At 34.9% G+C, this 16882-nt stretch carries 16 protein-coding genes; 12 read left to right on the top strand and 4 right to left on the bottom strand.

Annotation, left to right across the window (positions count from 1 at the left end; all coding sequences use genetic code 11):
• The first annotated feature begins 65 nt into the window (after nt 1–65).
• From ACW9XH_RS01625 to ACW9XH_RS01635, 3 genes are read left to right on the top strand one after another with little or no spacing between them, the layout of a single operon-like run.
• Complete coding sequence (locus tag ACW9XH_RS01625; RefSeq protein ID WP_457758894.1) at nt 66–527, top strand: hypothetical protein; 462 nt, start codon at nt 66–68, stop codon at nt 525–527.
• A gap of 54 nt (nt 528–581) precedes the next feature.
• Nucleotides 582–1289 carry a transcriptional regulator gene (locus ACW9XH_RS01630; RefSeq protein ID WP_457758895.1) on the top strand — a complete coding sequence of 236 codons (708 nt, stop codon included), beginning with the start codon at nt 582–584 and terminating at the stop codon, nt 1287–1289.
• The gene (locus ACW9XH_RS01635; RefSeq protein WP_457758896.1) at nt 1286–1879 is read left to right on the top strand and encodes an RlmE family RNA methyltransferase; all 594 of its coding nucleotides are present in this window, start codon (nt 1286–1288) and stop codon (nt 1877–1879) included. The genes ACW9XH_RS01630 and ACW9XH_RS01635 overlap by 4 nt, the downstream gene beginning before the upstream one ends.
• Here the strand turns inward: ACW9XH_RS01635 and ACW9XH_RS01640 are convergent.
• Complete coding sequence (locus ACW9XH_RS01640; RefSeq protein ID WP_457758897.1) at nt 1869–3017, bottom strand: tRNA (guanine-N1)-methyltransferase; 1149 nt, start codon at nt 3015–3017, stop codon at nt 1869–1871. The genes ACW9XH_RS01635 and ACW9XH_RS01640 overlap by 11 nt on opposite strands.
• 265 nt (nt 3018–3282) lie before the next feature.
• A complete protein-coding gene (locus ACW9XH_RS01645; RefSeq protein WP_457758898.1) occupies nt 3283–4443 on the bottom strand; it encodes a hypothetical protein in 1161 nt (386 codons plus the stop codon).
• A 105-nt stretch (nt 4444–4548) separates the two neighbouring features.
• On the opposite strand from ACW9XH_RS01645, the gene ACW9XH_RS01650 reads away from it, so the two are divergent.
• Both ACW9XH_RS01650 and rnhB read left to right on the top strand, forming a co-directional pair.
• A complete protein-coding gene (locus ACW9XH_RS01650; RefSeq protein ID WP_457758899.1) occupies nt 4549–7290 on the top strand; it encodes an HYR domain-containing protein in 2742 nt (913 codons plus the stop codon).
• 161 nt (nt 7291–7451) lie between these two features.
• Nucleotides 7452–8072: a ribonuclease HII gene (gene rnhB, locus ACW9XH_RS01655; RefSeq protein ID WP_457758900.1), complete on the top strand. Its 621-nt coding sequence runs from the start codon at nt 7452–7454 to the stop codon at nt 8070–8072.
• Here rnhB and ACW9XH_RS01660 read toward each other — a convergent pair.
• Together ACW9XH_RS01660 and ACW9XH_RS01665 are read right to left on the bottom strand one after the other, a co-directional pair.
• Entirely contained in the window at nt 8069–8743 is a 675-nt protein-coding gene (locus ACW9XH_RS01660) for a fibrillarin-like rRNA/tRNA 2'-O-methyltransferase (RefSeq protein ID WP_457758901.1), read from the bottom strand. The genes rnhB and ACW9XH_RS01660 overlap by 4 nt on opposite strands.
• The gene (locus ACW9XH_RS01665) at nt 8730–10346 is read right to left on the bottom strand and encodes an NOP5/NOP56 family protein (RefSeq protein WP_457758902.1); all 1617 of its coding nucleotides are present in this window, start codon (nt 10344–10346) and stop codon (nt 8730–8732) included. Before ACW9XH_RS01665 ends, ACW9XH_RS01660 begins: the two co-directional genes overlap by 14 nt.
• Before the next feature lie 85 nt (nt 10347–10431).
• On the opposite strand from ACW9XH_RS01665, the gene ACW9XH_RS01670 reads away from it, so the two are divergent.
• From ACW9XH_RS01670 to ACW9XH_RS01700, 7 genes are all read left to right on the top strand, one after another.
• Nucleotides 10432–11343 (top strand): dihydroorotate dehydrogenase, encoded by a 912-nt coding sequence (locus ACW9XH_RS01670; RefSeq protein WP_457758903.1) that lies wholly within the window; start codon nt 10432–10434, stop codon nt 11341–11343.
• Nucleotides 11327–12145 carry a dihydroorotate dehydrogenase electron transfer subunit gene (locus ACW9XH_RS01675; protein ID WP_457758904.1) on the top strand — a complete coding sequence of 273 codons (819 nt, stop codon included), beginning with the start codon at nt 11327–11329 and terminating at the stop codon, nt 12143–12145. The genes ACW9XH_RS01670 and ACW9XH_RS01675 overlap by 17 nt, the downstream gene beginning before the upstream one ends.
• 44 nt (nt 12146–12189) lie before the next feature.
• A complete protein-coding gene (locus ACW9XH_RS01680) occupies nt 12190–13914 on the top strand; it encodes a B12-binding domain-containing radical SAM protein (protein ID WP_457758905.1) in 1725 nt (574 codons plus the stop codon).
• Nucleotides 13915–13954: 40 nt separating this feature from the next.
• Nucleotides 13955–14137, top strand: a complete 183-nt coding sequence (locus tag ACW9XH_RS01685; RefSeq protein WP_457758906.1) for a 30S ribosomal protein S30e — start codon at nt 13955–13957, stop codon at nt 14135–14137.
• Nucleotides 14138–14219: 82 nt separating this feature from the next.
• On the top strand, nt 14220–15383 hold the full coding sequence (gene radA / locus ACW9XH_RS01690) for a DNA repair and recombination protein RadA (protein WP_457758907.1): 1164 nt from the start codon (nt 14220–14222) through the stop codon (nt 15381–15383).
• Nucleotides 15384–15473: 90 nt separating this feature from the next.
• On the top strand, nt 15474–16529 hold the full coding sequence (rlmN, locus tag ACW9XH_RS01695; RefSeq protein ID WP_457758908.1) for a 23S rRNA (adenine(2503)-C(2))-methyltransferase RlmN: 1056 nt from the start codon (nt 15474–15476) through the stop codon (nt 16527–16529).
• A gap of 52 nt (nt 16530–16581) precedes the next feature.
• The gene (locus ACW9XH_RS01700) at nt 16582–16881 is read left to right on the top strand and encodes a 50S ribosomal protein L21 (RefSeq protein ID WP_457758909.1); all 300 of its coding nucleotides are present in this window, start codon (nt 16582–16584) and stop codon (nt 16879–16881) included.
• Nucleotide 16882 lies beyond the last annotated feature (1 nt).

Here is a 16882-nt window from a genome sequence, read left to right on the forward strand (position 1 = left end):
AAAATGATCTTAATCTTTATAATTTTGCTAAATAGATATAAGGGAATTATAGATTTTAAAACAAAATGGCTACTAAGCGAGTTTTTGTTGTATTTGTTTTACCTATAATTTTCTCAATAGTAATTGGTTCAGCCGTATTATCTGATGTTCTCCAAAAACCTGGCAGAGAATTAAACATGTGGCCCATGTCTTATTCTGAAGGTCTACCTTCACACAGTTCACCTATTGAAATTATTGGACTATCTAAACAATATACTACTGCTGAACCTGTTGAAATCCAAGTAAAAATTGGCGATTCTTCATTTAGTTGTGGAGATCTATACATTACGATTTATTCTTCTGGAAAAAATGATGTAATCACACAAGGAGGATTCTTTGAACAATGTTTTGAATCTAATGGTCTTATTCCTGCTGGGGACAAATTTTCTAAGGTGATTGACACACCTGGTTCTTATGAGATAGTCACAGAAATGGTCTCAAAACAACTAAAAAATATCTCTACAAAAGGAACATTTACTGTTAAATAGGAATGAAATCTTGTTGATAAATAAGAAATTGGATTTAAAAAATAAGGTGGTTTAATGGCAAAGAAAAAAGATACTCTAATTGAAGCAGAAAAAATTAAGGCTGATCCTGATGTGTTAAAAAAGAAAGCTGATGCAAAACCTGCAAAGAAAACCGCAAAGAAAGCTGATGCAAAACCTGCAAAGAAAACCGCAAAGAAAGCTGATGCAAAACCTGCAAAGAAAACCGCAAAGAAAGCTGATGCAAAACCTGCAAAGAAAGAAGAAAAGCCTGTTAAAGTAAAAAAATTAACTAAAAAAGAATTAGAAGAAGCTAAAAGAATAGAAGAACTAACTCTTGAAGAGGAATTAGAAGAACAACTTTCTGATGAAGAAATTGAAAATTTCCAAATCGAAAAAGTTGACATGGAAAGATTGACAAACAAAGTATGTGATATCTTAGCTGAGAAAGAATCTGATGGAATGTTCCAAGGTGAATTATGGAAAAAACTTAAACTTACAAATCAGGTTGGTTCTAGATTGGCATTAAAACTTGAAAGAATGGGTACTATTACTAGAGAAAAACTTCTTGAGAATGATCGTTGGACTTACAAATTAATTTTAAAGAAGACTCCAATTAGTACACAATCCATTGAAAATGCACCATGTTTAGTTTGTCCTGTGGAGCAGAAATGTTCACTTGAAGGTGAGATTAGTCCTACAAATTGCCAATTCATTGAAGACTGGGTGATTGCTGAATTGAAAAAACCTGTGAAGGCCAAATGAAACTAGCAGATGCACGCAAAGATCACTACCGTAGATTAGCTCATGAACAAGGATTTCGAAGTAGAGCTGCATTCAAACTGCAGGAACTGAATAAATCTTATCGGCTCATAGGCCCTGGTTTTAACGTATTGGACCTTGGATGTGCACCTGGCGGCTGGACTCAGATGGCTGTAAAATTAGTTGGAAATCAAGGAAAAGTTATGGGTGTTGATTTGTCTTATGTTGAAGAAATTCCTGGTGCGCATATTATTCGAGAGAATATTGAAGATGAACATGTGGTGGATGAAGTACTGTCTTATTTTGGACGTAAAGTTAATGCTGTAATTTGTGATCTTTCTCCTCAAGTAAGTGGAAATTGGACCGTTGATCATGCAAAGCAAATTTCATTAAATTATGATTGTACAAAAATATTGGAAAAAGTTTTGGCAAATAAAGGAAACGCTGTCTTTAAAATCTTTGATGGTGAGTTCTCAATGGAATTTAGAGATTATATCAAGAAAAAATTTATTAGAACTAATCTTACAAAACCTGACGCTAGTAGGAAACAAAGTAGTGAATTATATCTTGTTTGTTTAGGTTTTATTGGATAGTTTCAAAAATTTTAATTATTTCTTTAATATTTGCATTAGTTCTAAATCCTGTTGGATCGAATACTGTGACACTAGATAAAAAATTGTTTTCTATTAAACTTGAAATTGCTTTTTCTAGTTTTGGTGGCGATGATTTCATTATTGATGCAACTTCATCTATTGTATAATATGTTCCAGGCATTTCTGATTCAGATAAACATTTGCCAAGAATTTTTTCACAGTTCTTGCCTGTTTCTAATTTAGAATTCTCTGTTATCATATCTTGAACAAACTCTTTGTCAAAAATCTTACCTATCCATAACGGCCCTGCCATGCTAATTTTTGAGTTACACAGTTCACATTCTTGTTCTTGCTCTAATGACATTTTTCTATTTCCACAATTTTTACAATGTAAAATGTATCCTAAATTCTCTTTTTGATCCGGTCTATTGAGAACCTTGACATATGTTCTATAGTAGTGCATCTCACTTTCTACAAACATGGGAACAACTGTTACGCCTAGTCTTGCTGCTACTGCTCTAAGAGATCCCAAAACCAATCTGATTGCAATCTCATTTCCGTATTCTGTCCTAACTGGAACTCCCCCATACTTTCTTTTGCATGCAGATTGAAAGAGACCATTTAGCACTTGAAGATCTGTGGCTGCAGTTGATAATATCCCCCCATGCATAGTTGCTCTAATCCCACAGTCAAAAAATGCTGCAGGTGATCCGAAAGGATCGATGTCTACAATCGATCCTCTTTCTCCTTTTTTTGAATAATCACTAAAAAATCGGCATACTTCTTTTTCAGAAAATTCTATATTTTTTATTCCGTTTAGGTTAGCTGAATATTCTGCCATTTTGAGTGCAGAAGGATTGAGATCATTAATTACAACTTTTTCAACGTCCAATTCATTTGCAACTCGTAATCCTCTAGCTCCTAATCCTGAAAGACCTTCTAAGAAAATTCTTGGACCTTGAAATTTATTAAGAAAAGCAGAATATGCAATTATTGAAAAATCTCTGTTTAGTTTTGCTTTTGGATTGAAAAATGCTGGTTTCATTGGAGGAACTTTATCTGTAATTGATTTTTTTGGGACTAGTAGTTTTGTTTTACCTTCAATTATTTCTTGAAAAGTTTCATCTGGAAATTCCAACTGTGTTTCAATTTTTCTAAACGTATAACGGTTTAATACTTGTGCCCATCACATGATTTTGAGTACTTAATTTTTACATCACTATTGTCCATCGGGTTTTGTCAGATCAGTTAAGCACTCTCTACTTTTGTTTATATACAAAATCATTTTTTTGCAAAAATTTCAAAGCTCAAATTTAATTTTATATCTAAATGATAAAAGAATCTCTCAGAGGAAGTATCTTTTTGATTCTAATCTATGAGGATTAGTACTTTGAAGATGTGCATTATAATAGGTTAATATTATCTAAACTTGCATTCATACATATATTTTCGTAAAAATCGTTTTCTGATTTACCGCATTCATTTTTTCTATCGTTATGATCTTGGTGTATCATTAAAGACCATTTACCTAATGCATCATAGCAATCTTTCTTGTAATCATTATCTGTGATGTTACAAAATTCAAATCCTTTACTCATATCTGAATTCCTATTGATCAATGTCATTACCATTCCTCGAAGACACATTGATGTATTTTCTTTTGTTTGCTCGTCTGCTTGACATAATATTTGTGCTCTTGCAACACTCCCTCTCATTTGATCACTTAATTGTCTACCAATTCCATGAATACAATACGCTGAAATTTCTTCAGGAATGATTCTTTTGCAATCCTCAAAACTTTTTTCTACATCAAATTCATTTATCAGTAAAATCATCGAAGACTGATAATGATAACATGATGGAGCAAATTTTATTTCAGTCTTGTTGCACGGATAGTAAATGTCACTTTCATCAAAATTACCTTGTTTGTACTCAAAAAATTGTCCAACATTTTCCATAAACACTCCCTTTGAACAGCTTATCTGCTCAAATCCTGTCGTGAATTCGTCACATCTTCCAACTGCAGACACAACATCATAATCATAGAGAACTGTCAATCCATGACCAATTCCATGTAAGCATTGCCATCTAAAAATTGAATATGGATTTTCATCTTTAGGACATAAATCAATGTCAATTTGTTCTGGAGTTTGATTATGAAAATTCTCTAATGCTAGATAATTTTGAAATATTCCGTGAAATATTCCTCCTCCGCACATTTGCTTTGCTATTTCTAATGATTTTTCTAAACTTGCATGTCCAACTAACCACATTCCTAGATGGTGTGATGTTTCATGACATGGATACTCACTTTGATCATATTTTTTGATTAGTTCTGAAAAAACAATTAGACCTTGTTCATTGTTGACTTTGTGTAACTTATTGAGCGAGTCAACAGCACAATGCATATCTGTTTTACATTCATCAAGAATATTTTGGGCATATGTTGATAGAACAAATTCTGTTTGATTATTGTAGTTTATTGTTAAAATTAATGCAGCAAAACCAAACACAATAAAACAAAAACCGATAATTGTAGTTTTTTTAGATCGCAAAGCATTCATAATTTCAAACTTTCACTTTTATCTCTATCCAGAATTTCTGATCTATGTAATTTTGTAAAATAAAATGATCTACTTAAATACCAAATCTCAAGTTAGAAAATACTCTTGAATAACAAAAAAATATCTCATGTTGTATTTCTATTTAGCATACTCTTTTCATCCGGAATTCTTGTAAATTCATCTATTCCAGATGCATTTTCTCAATCCGTGACATCTGTTGAGGGAATAAAGTGGGATGATCAAAATGCTGATGGCATTAGAAATGCTGGAGAACCGGGAGTTGAAGGAATCCAAATTTGTGCATTTGATGTTAATTTTAATGAAGGAGCAATTCCTGAAGGTGATCTTCTTAGACCTGAATATGCCCAAGCATGTACATTTACAGACGCTTTAGGATTTTACTCCTTAGTCTTGTCTGAAAGCAATTGGTTTATTCATGAATTTTCTCCATCTGGATTTGCTCAAACATATCCTCCAATTGACAATCCTCACATGTTTGAACTTCAAGAGGGTGAGACAAAAACGGGTATTGATTTTGGAAATGTGTTGGGAGGGATTCTTCGTGGATTAAAATGGAATGATCAAAATGCAAACGGCATAAGAGATGCAGGAGAAGAAGGAATTCCATATGTGTATATTGCTTTATACAAATTAACTCCGCCTGATACAGAAGGATTATTTGTTCAGGATACTGAAACTATAGAATTTGATCCAGTATTTGAAATTGGAACTTATGAATTCACCGTACCTCCTGGATTTTATAAAATTCAAGAGTTCTCAGGTGGAACACAAACATTTCCACTTAATGGTGCACCTCACTTTGTTTCTGTAAGCGGTGGTGATGTAATAACTAATTTAGATTTTGGAAATAGTGGTGTTCCAGGTGGAACTATAATTGGATTAAAATGGAATGATTTTGATTTTGATGGCGGGCATACTCCTGATGAACCCGGCGCACCTGGGGTTACAATTTGTCTATCTCCAATTGGAATCTGTACTGTATCCAATGCATTAGGAGAATATCAATTTACTAATATTCCACCTGGAACTTATAGTATAACTGAAATTATCCCCATTGATGAATACATTGTATCAAATGAAATACCACTTGCACTTCCAACTACTCCTATAACACAATCCGTTATTGTAACTCCTGGAGGCACTACAACTGCAGTACCATTTGGTAATCGAGTACACGATGTTCCTCCTGACGAAGTAACTATAAGAAGTCACAGACATGGAGAGGCGCTAAATGGAGTTCCATATCATTCACCACGGGTTCCAATTACTATTGAAAAAATTGTTGGACCCGAAGGATTTGATCATTGTGGTATAGACAAACCTGTTGGAATTAAACTGGTGATCACTTCTGGAGGGCAAAAAATTATGCAAACTGACATGATTGAAATTAACCCTCAATTGGAACTTTGGACTGGTACCACACAGTCATTCCATGATTCTCCTGGAATAGGCGGTATCTTTAGTGCAAGAGGTGTGGGAGACATTACGTTTTATGTTGATTGCCCTCCAGATACTCCAAATTATCCTGGAGAGTATCCTGATGATATCTTGAATAATTTTGGTCCCGAAGATGAAATTCAAAATGGTGGAAACTTGATCTTTATTGATCCAAGTGGTATCATCACTGACGCATGTACTGATGATCCTATTGAGGATGCAACAATTACATTGATGGTTGAATCTCCTCCTACGACTGGAAACTTTGTAGTTCCACCAATTGCATACCATTTACCATCTAACAATCCTTTACAGACGGATGTTAATGGTCATTATGCATGGGATGTAATTGCAGGAAATTATAAAATTCTAGTTGAAAAACCAGGTTATGTTTCACAAGAAAGTATTGTGGTTACAATTCCTCCAGAAGTTACTGATTTGGATTTGTCTTTAGTTCGAATTGATGAATGTCCAATAGTTGACACTACTCCACCAACACTTACTATTCCAATTGATGTAACACTAGAAGCACCAGCAGATACCACTCCTGCTAATACTGGAACAACTACTGCAACTGACGATGTAGATCCTAATCCAACTATAACATTCAGTGATGTATCGATACCTGGAACAGGTCAAACAATTGAAACTATTACTAGAACCTGGACTGCAACTGATGCTTCTGAAAACTCTGCAAGTGCCGACCAAACTATTACGTTAGTTGATACAACCGCACCCTTATTTGATCCAAATTACATTCCCTTTGATGAAACATTCCAAGTAACAGATTCATCAGGTGTAGCATTTAGTTATGATATTCCATCTGCTGATGATGCAGTAGACGGTACAGTTCCAGTAGTTTGTATTCCTGCAACGGATTCTATATTTCCTATTGGTGTTACCATAGTAAACTGTACTGCTGAAGATTCTCACGGAAACACTTCGAGTTTTGCTGCGGGAACCGTTACAGTTGAGCTTGTAGTTTCAGAGGAATCACAAACCATATCAAGCAAATTTGTTGGAAAACACAATGATAATGCATTCAAAACCATTGGTCACTTTAGCGTAGAAGATGAAAAATTCAAGCGAGTTCAATCAACTGGTACATTTGAAATAACAGAAACAAGTGACAAATGTGATGTACTGACTGGTAATGGTACATTTGATTTTAGAGATGGGAATACAATAGACTTTGAAATGAATGGTGAGATATGCAATAACCGATTCCTTTCCAAGGGTAACATTTCATTTGATATTACAGGCGGAACTGGTGATTATGAAGGTGCAACTGGAGATGGTTCCATTTCACTCATTACTGGTAAGAAGCATTTTGCTGGAAAGTTATCTGGTGACATGATTCTCAAAGGTAAAAAAATTCTTCAAAATTAACTGACTAGAAACTAATGTTTTGTTAGATTAACTAAATTTTGGATTTAGATTGTGTTCTTAAGGAGAATTATCTGTTGGTTAAATTCCACTCAAAATACGTAACGTTGTATAAAATTGACAATGTAAAATATGTTTAATACTTGTGGTTTAAGAAACAATTAGTGCAAATTTGTGGAATTGATGATGCTGGACGTGGCCCTATGTTGGGACCTTTGGTGATTGCTGGAATATCGATAGATAAAAAAAACATTAAAAAATTAACTGCATTAGGTGTAAAAGATTCAAAAAAACTCACTCCTAAACTACGTGAACATTTATACAAAAAAATTATTGAAATTGTAGATGACTATCACATTGCAAAAATTTCTCCTAAATCCATTGATGCTAGTGTAAAGAAACACTGTCTAAACGGTTTAGAGGCAAAATATATGGCAAAAGTTGTTTCAAAATTAAATCCAGATGTTTCATATGTTGATTCATGTGATGTAAATCCTACTAGATTTGGAAAAGAAATTTCTAAACAATCTGATAATCATAAAATCAAATCATATCATCGTGCGGATAGTAGATTTGTTGTGGTATCTGCTGCATCTATTCTTGCAAAAGTTTCTAGAGATAGAGCGATAATGAAATTAAGAAAAATTCATGATTTAGGTAGTGGATATCCATCTGATGCGGTAACTGTAAAATTTGTAACAAAATATTATAAAAAAAATAAAATAATGCCTAATTTTGTGCGTAAAAGTTGGAAACCTGTTCAGAAAATCATGAAAAATAACTAGTGGTTAAATCTTGCAATTACCATTGCATGATCTTTGTCATAGGGATGAAGATCTATGGTTTGCAATACCTCGAATCTTGGTTTTAATCTCTCTATTTCTTCTTCAACTATTCTTTTTGGTGCTTTTGTTACGTCGATACTTCTTGTTTTGATAACTAAAAAGAAATATCCTCCTTTTTTTAAATACATTTCACAATTATCTATTGCAATTTGGGTCTGATCTGGTTGTGCAATATCTACATACACAACATCTACTTTTCCAAATACTGAAAAATATTCTTTTGGTTTTCTTGCATCTTGTAAAATCGGAATAACATTTGATCTATGTGTTGCAACTCTATCTAAGAAATCTCTTGCAACTCTACTTGCATGTTCAACACTAAAAACAATTCCACTAGGTCCTACAATATCTGAAATGTGACTAACAGTAGTTCCAGTAGATGCTCCTAAATACAAAACTATGCTTTTATTTTCAAAAGGAAAATAATCTAGTCTATTCATTATTGATGCTGCTAATTTACTTCGAAATGGATCCCATAGCCTGTATTCAATTCCTCTTTTAATAATTAATTTTTCTTTGTAAACCTGATTTCCAGGAACCATATTTTCTGTAGCTAATTTTTCTTGTCCTTCTGATTTGATCCAACAAAACGATTTATTATCTTCTTCCAAACTTCTTTCTCTTTTTATTTGAATCTGTTCTTTCATCGTTTCTTCCACTGTCCCTTCTTGGAGTATCTCTAAAGCTTCCACCTTCTCTTCTTCTATCTCCACTGTCCCTTCTTGGAGTATCTCTAAAGCTTCCGCCTTCTCTTCTTCTATCTCCACTGTCTCTTCTTGGAGTATCTCTAAAGCTTCCGCCTTCTCTTCTTCTATCTCCACTGTCCCTTCTTGGAGTATCTCTAAAGCTTCCGCCTTCTCTTCTTCTATCTCCACTGTCCCTTCTTGGAGTATCTCTAAAGCTTCCGCCTTCTCTTCTTGGAGTATCTCTAAAGCTTCCGCCTTCTCTTCTTCTATCTCCGCCTTCTCTTCTTCTATCTCCGCCTTCTCTTCTTCTATCTCCGCCTTCTCTTCTTCTATCTCCACTGTCTCTTCTTGGAGTATCTCTAAAGCTTCCGCCTTCTCTTCTAAATGATGGGGGTGGTCTCATATCTTTTTCAGTAGGATTTTCATATTTTTTACCGATTTCATCAACTCTGATGTTTAATTTTTCAAGTAAGGTTTGGTTTAGTCCTTCACCGTAAACATCAACTCTTGCAGCGATTACGGCTTTTGCCGCAACTGCACGGGCAATTTTTCCTCTTTGCCATCTTGGAGCAGCATGAACCATTGCATGTTGGAATAATAGTCCGTGTTTAGGTGGTTGTGAACCTGTCTTTAATGCTCTGAATAATGCTTTTTCAGCTCCTAAAACTTGTATTGTACTAGCAGGTAATGATGCCATTTTTTTGAGACTTCCAGCTCTTCCTAAAATTCTTGCACCAACTGCTGTACCTAGAATTGCTGAAATATTTGGTGCAATCTCCTGCATTTCATTTTCTACATGTTCTTCAAGTTTTTTACGTAATTCATGAAATTCTAAAACTTGTTTTGCAATTGATTGTACAATTGCTAGATTAATATCTGAAATATCCCCACCTCTGCTTTTTGATGAAATTAAAGATAACATCTCCACTTTTGATTCTGGAAAACCTGCCTCTTCAAAGACTTGTTTAGTTAGCGATTCTCTTTTTCCTGCAATTACTATTTGTGCATATCCGTTAATACTATCAATTATGTTATCTAGTTCTGGAAAATGTAATCCGTACCATTCTCTAAGTCTTGAACTTAATCCATTTGCAATTTTGTCAATTTCATCTAGAGAATTAATTGCTTGTATGATGTGAAGATCTGGACTTTGTGAGACTTCGGTAACTTTTGAAGATGATAGTCCAAGTGCGAATTCTCTTAATTTTCCAAGTGTATCTTGTAGGTTTGAGGCAAAACCTGAATCGACAATGATTTGAGGTTTTGTTGCTTGAATTACATCTAATTCGGACTCATCCATCAAATGGCAATCAATCGAATATTTTTTCAAAATTGCAAGTAATGATTCATCACTTACAGAAAATCCTCTCTGAGTTGATGCTAGATAATTTACAAGTTCATTTAATTTTGATTCTTTATTTTTAACTAAGAGATATTCTTTTACTGGATTAGAGAAAGAGAATGCCTTGTCTAGTTTTCCATCATTGAAAACTGAGATTCCTAACTCTGTTAAAACTACAGAATACATGACTAGTTGATTCTAAATCACCTTTAAAAAAGGTACCAGAATCCAGAATCAACTGTTATATTCAAAACTAAGTTAATTAATCAAAGTGGAGCCTAGCATTGCAACTTCCATAGGTAAAATTCAATTAGATACACCTGTAATGCTAGCATCTGGAATTTTAGGCATATCTCTAGATGTGTTTAATCGCCTTTATGCATCTGGTGCGGGTGCAGTTGTTACAAAGTCACTTAGTACTGCTCCTTGGGAGGGGTATCCAAATCCAACTATCTTTAGTGTTAAAGGCGGTGGGTGGATTAACGCGGTGGGTCTTTCTAATCCTGGGGCATCAAATTTTGCAAAAATGATTGAATCAAATCAGGATGTTCCTATAGTGGTGAGTTTGGTGGGTTCTGTACCTGAAGATTTTGAAACTATGATTAATGAATTTAAAAACTGTAAAGTCAAAGCATATGAACTAAATTTATCCTGTCCTCATGTTGCCAAAGTTGGGTTGGAAGTGGGCGATGATCCTGGATTAGTCAAAGCAATTGTATCTTCTGTGAAAAATGCTACAACTGTTCCTGTAATTGCCAAAGTTGGTTTGGGAACTAGCAATTATCTTAATACTGTTAGTACTGCAATAGATTCTGGCATTGATGCAATTACTGCTATTAACACAGTTCGTGCAATGGCAATCGACGTTGAAACTCAAAGACCTATTCTTAGCAACAAATTTGGAGGATTATCTGGAACTCCGATTAAACCCATTGCATTAAGATGTGTTTATGAAATTTCTTCACAATATGATATTCCAATCATTGGTTGTGGCGGAGTTTCAACGTGGGAAGATGCAATTGAATTTTTCTTAGCAGGTGCTTCCGCTGTTCAACTTGGAAGTGCAATCGGTGATAACTGGATTGGAGTTTTTGATGACATTAACAAAGGTATCTTACAATACATGGAGAGAAAAGGGTTCACTACAATAAAGGAGATGGCAGGTCTTGCAAAGAAATTTTAATCATCCTACAATTGTTACAATTGAAAAAGTAATAGATGAAACTCCAACTGTAAGAACATTGGTTTTTTCTGATGATGTAATGCCAAATGTCCTACCTGGGCAATTTGCTATGGTTTGGATTCCAGGTGTTAATGAATTACCGATGAGTGTAATGATTTCTAAAGAAACTGGAAAGGCTGCATTTACTGTTAGAAAACATGGGCCTTCATCTACTGGTCTATTCAATGTTCCAGTAGGGGGACAAATTGGAATTCGAGGTCCGTATGGAAATTCCTTTGATGTTAAAGAAGGAAAATTATTGTTAGTTGGAGGAGGGACTGGTCTTGTTCCTATGATGCGATTACTTACTTTTGTAAAACCTTCGGATGATGTAACTGTCTTAATTGGTGCAAAATCAAAAGATGAAGTTTTCTTTGAAGATTTGGCAAACAATCTTTTGACAAATAATCCTCACCGTGTAATTGTGTCCACTGATGATGGCAGTTATGGTGAAAAAGGATTTGTTACTGATTTAGTTGAAAAATTAGTCTGTGAAACTCATTATGATGCTGTGTACGTTTGCGGTCCTGAAATTATGATGTACAAAACTGTACAATCTGCTCATTCAAGAAATATCTTTGTTCAGGCAAGTCTTGAGAGGATGATGAAATGTGGTGTTGGAATATGTGGTAGTTGCTGTGTAGGTGAAGATCTTGCATGTAGGGATGGAACTGTATTTGACGGAGACCATTTGTCTAAAAATAAAGAATTTGGCTATTTACATAGAAACAAGGCTGGAATTTTAGAAAATTACCAAGTTTGACTCGCAAGGTTTAAAATCAATCACAAAATTATTTTCATGAAGGCATGGGTACTCCAAAAATAGTTTTAACAGCTGATAGAACTTTGATGTCTCCTTATAGGGGACTGTCTCTTGCAACCTTCTTCGGATGTGCTCCTGCAGTAGATCCTAATAGAGATAAAAACAGCTTTTGGTATAAAATTCTTGGAAATCAAGTAACTCCAAAAATTCTATTTGATTTTATTTGTAATTGGTCACCTGATATTGATGGTGCAGCAAAATATGCTCCATATGGATTAAGAAAATTAGAAGCTGGTTTGTTACGTGATGGCTTTGCAAGAAAAGATGTAGTTGTTGCTCATCCAAATCACATTGAAAAATTTATTGGTCCTGAAACTGAAGTTATTGGAACTTATGAAATGGATCCACTTGGAATGGGTCCAGTTACTATGACGTTCACTTATGGACGAAAACAAACATCATATGATGAATTTTACAATGCTGAATTACATCATAGAATTAAAGCTGCCAAAGCAAAAACTGGAAGTAAAGCTAAAGTAATTTCTGGTGCATCTGGGACATGGCAATACAACTATGATCCTGCAAAAATTGAAGAATTTGGAATCTATGCAATTTTAGAAGGAGAGCTTGGCGGTATTGCCCCTGAAATTGATGGAAATGCTGGTAGATTCTTTAATTATTTAATTAATGGCGATTTTGAAAATATGGATCCTTTTAGAAAGAGAAGTGACTTTAAAGTTAACATTAAAGAATTTGAAAGAGACGGAAAGAAAATTCATGGAAGATTTGTAAACTTTTGGGATAGACCTGATTTAGAAGATATTCCTAACATTGTAGAACCAAGTATGCATGGGATGGTTGAAGTAATGCGTGGATGTGGTAGAGGTTGTAAATTCTGTGATGTCACCTTAAGATCTTTACGATATTATTCACCAGAAAAAGTGAAACAAGAAATTGAAGTTAACATCAAGAAAGGCGGTTCCAAATCTGCATGGATTCACAGTGACGATATTTTCGTTTATGGAATGGATCCTAGAACTGCAAAAGGTATGGAGCCAAACAGAGAAGCTTTAGAAGAACTATTCACTGCAATCATGTCTACTGGTGTAGAGCATACAAATCCAACACATGGTACATTGGCAGGAGCAATAGCTGATGAAAAACTTCTTCCAAATCTCTCAAAAATAATGAAAGCTGGTCCTGATAACATGATTGGTGTTCAAGCCGGACTTGAAACTGGTAGTCTTAGATTAATCGGTAAATATGCTGATAGAAAACTTGCTCCATATGATCCATCTGAATGGCATTGGGTTGTAAAAGAAGGTGTCAAGTCAATGAATGAAAATTATTGGATTCCAGCATTTACTTTGATTATGGGTCTTGATAATGATGAAACCCCTGAAGATTCCTGGGAAACTATTCAATTAATTAGCGAATTGGAACATGAACAACCTGATTCAATGTTTACTGCTACTGCACTTACATTTGTCCCAATTGGATTATTAGAACAATCTCAGTTCTTTAACATTGGAAATGAAATGACTCCTGCACAATTGGGTGTTCTTTACAAAACATGGCAACACAATTTCAAATATGGTATTCAAAAATTCATGACTAAGACTGGTTCAAAAGGTCCACAAAGATATGCCTTCAACGCACTTGCAAGATCTCTTGGAGGTATCCCACTTGGTGCAATGGAGAAATATGCCCGCAGAAAGAGTAAGGAACATGAAAAAGTTATTGAGACTGTCAAGGCCAAGTACTGGTAGTCATCCAAATACATAAATTCACTAATTCGTATTCTAAATTATGGCAACACACGGTTCACTTACCAAAGCAGGTAAAGTACGAGGACAAACTCCTAAAGTCGAAGGCAGAAAGATTGTAGGTACTAGTTCTAGTGTTGGAAACAAAAGTAACTTCAACAAACGATTTGTTTTAGGTAGATATCCTGGTCAAAACAAACCTGGACAAAGAAGAAAGAGACGTTAGTCTGTTTTAGAATGTTTTTATTATTTCGCGATCATTTTCTCAAACAATAACCTTATAAAGTACTGGTACCGTACTATACGGTATGGTAGAAGATTTAAGATTAGATAGTTTAGAGGGCGTAGGTCCTGTAACTACAAGAAAATTATCCGATGCAGGTGTCCACAACGTCATGGATCTCATCGTCCGAGGCCCTGTTGAAATTGCAGCTATTACTGGAATGGAAAAAGAAACTGCTGAAAAAATTGTCAATAAAGCCAGACAACATCTTGTTGATGGTGGATTAATTGCCAATCATTTTACAAGTGCAACTGAAATTTATAAACATCGACAAAGTATTGGTAAAATTACAACTGGTACAAATTGTCTCGATACTCTGTTTGATGGTGGTATCGAAACTCAAGCATTAACCGAAGTTTATGGTGAGTTTGGTTGTGGTAAAACACAATTTGCACATACCATGTCTGTGATGGTCCAAAAAAGCAAAGAAGAAGGTGGCCTTGACGGCTCTGTCTTGTATATTGATACTGAAAACACTTTCAGACCTGAAAGAATTGTATCTATTGCTAAAGCACATGATATGGACCCTGAAAAAGTTTTAGATCGTATTATAGTAGCTCGTGCATATAACAGCTCACATCAAATATTAATTTTAGAAGAAGCTGGCCCTGTAATTGAAGAAAACAATATTAAATTAATTGTTGCAGATTCTGCAGTTGGTCTGTTCCGTGCTGAATATCTTGGACGAGGAACATTATCTGTAAGACAACAAAAACTAAATCATTTTGTTCATTTGTTGTCTAGAATTGCAGAAACATACAATTGTGCTGCAATTGCAACCAACCAAGTTATGGCATCCCCTGATGTCTTCTTTGGAGATCCAACACGTCCAATTGGTGGAAATGTAGTTGCACATACAAGTACCTACAGAATCTACTTTAAGAAATCAGGTAAGAAAAGAATTGCTAGAATGGTAGATAGCCCTCACCATCCTGAAGAGGAAGTAATTTTTGCTCTAGGCGAAGCAGGTGTTATTGATCCTGAAGATGCTGACAAAAAAACTACCAAAAAGGCAACTGCCAAAAAATCTACTAAAAAAACAAAAGATCTTGAGGTAGAGGCTACAGTAGAAACACCTGAGGTAGAGGCTACAGTAGAAACACCTGAGGTAGAGGCTACAGTAGAAACACCTGAGGTAGAGGCTACAGTAGAAGTCGAATCTGATGATTTCGAACCTATAGAAGAGTAATCACTCTTTTTCTTATTTTTTCATTCTTTTTGATTTTTTAGTAAAATCAACAAATTATAAAATATCCTACTGTGAATCTGTTAATACATCATGACAGATCTTTATAGATTATTTCCAGAAGAAATGGAACAACTTGTAATTGATATGGGTTATCCTAGATATCGAGCAGATCAGATATTGCTACCACTTTATTATAAATTTCCAAAAGACATCAATGACATACCACAACTTCCCAAAAAATTAAGGGAGGACTTGACTGCAGCAGGATATACAATTGGTTCTGCAAAAGAAATTCATCGCATTGTAAGTGAAGATGGAGATACAACAAAACTATTGCTTAATCTAACAGATAATAATTCTGTAGAGACTGTTTTAATGCAATATGACCCATCTAAAATCGGAGGCCACCCACGTTCAACCATTTGCGTTTCTACTCAAATAGGATGTGCAATGGGATGTGTATTTTGTGCAACAGGTCAAATGGGATTTGAAACAAATCTAAAAGCAGAACACATTATATCCCAGGTAATTCATTTTGCAGAAATATTGCAGCAAAGAGGAGAACATGTAACAAATTTAGTTTTTATGGGTATGGGTGAACCTATGGCAAATTATGATGAAATGATTCGAGCTGTAAAAATTTTAACACATGATAGGGGATTCGGATTAGGTCAGAGGCATATTACTATCTCCACTATTGGAATTAAATCTGGAATTGAAAAACTATCTGAAGAAAATCTACAGATAGGTCTTGCAATTTCTCTCCACGCCCCAAACAATGAATTAAGAAAAAAATTAGTTCCTACTGCTACTCCTAATTCAGTAGAGGAAATAATTGAAATGGGTAGAAATTATTTTAAAAAAACTGGACGTCGTGTGACATTTGAATATGCACTTATGGCCGGAGTTAATGATTCTCCTGAAATTGCAACTGAATTGGCTAGGCTTTTAGAAGGAAACGGCTCCCATGTTAATTTGATCCCAATTAATCCAACTGCTGGTGATTTTCAGCGTCCATCAGAAAAAAATGTCCAGGAATTTGAACGAATTTTATCCAAGGCAGGAGTAAATTGTACAATTAGAATTGAAAAGGGCACTGAAATTTCAGCTGCGTGTGGTCAGCTTAGGACTGACCTCGTTGGTTAGACTAGCCCACTTTTCTAAGTCTTAAAATAGGGCTTTCGGAGATTTTACACACATGGCAACTAAGAAATCATCTGGTCGTTCACATGGATTTAAGCATAAATCAAGATCCATTATGACAAAAAAGGCCCCTAGAGGAGTGTCATTTTTGTTACGTGAATACAAAGAAGGTCAACAAGCACTTGTCATTATTGATCCAAGACAGCACAAAGGATTACCACACAGAAGATACCACGGAAAAGTAGGTGTAGTTACAAATGTTGGTAGACGTGCAGTTACACTTGATGTGAAATTAGGTGATAAAACAAAAACCTTAATCACTAGATTGGATCACATTAAACCATTCGGTGTATAAT

Source organism: Candidatus Nitrosopumilus sp. bin_32a (assembly GCF_054095935.1).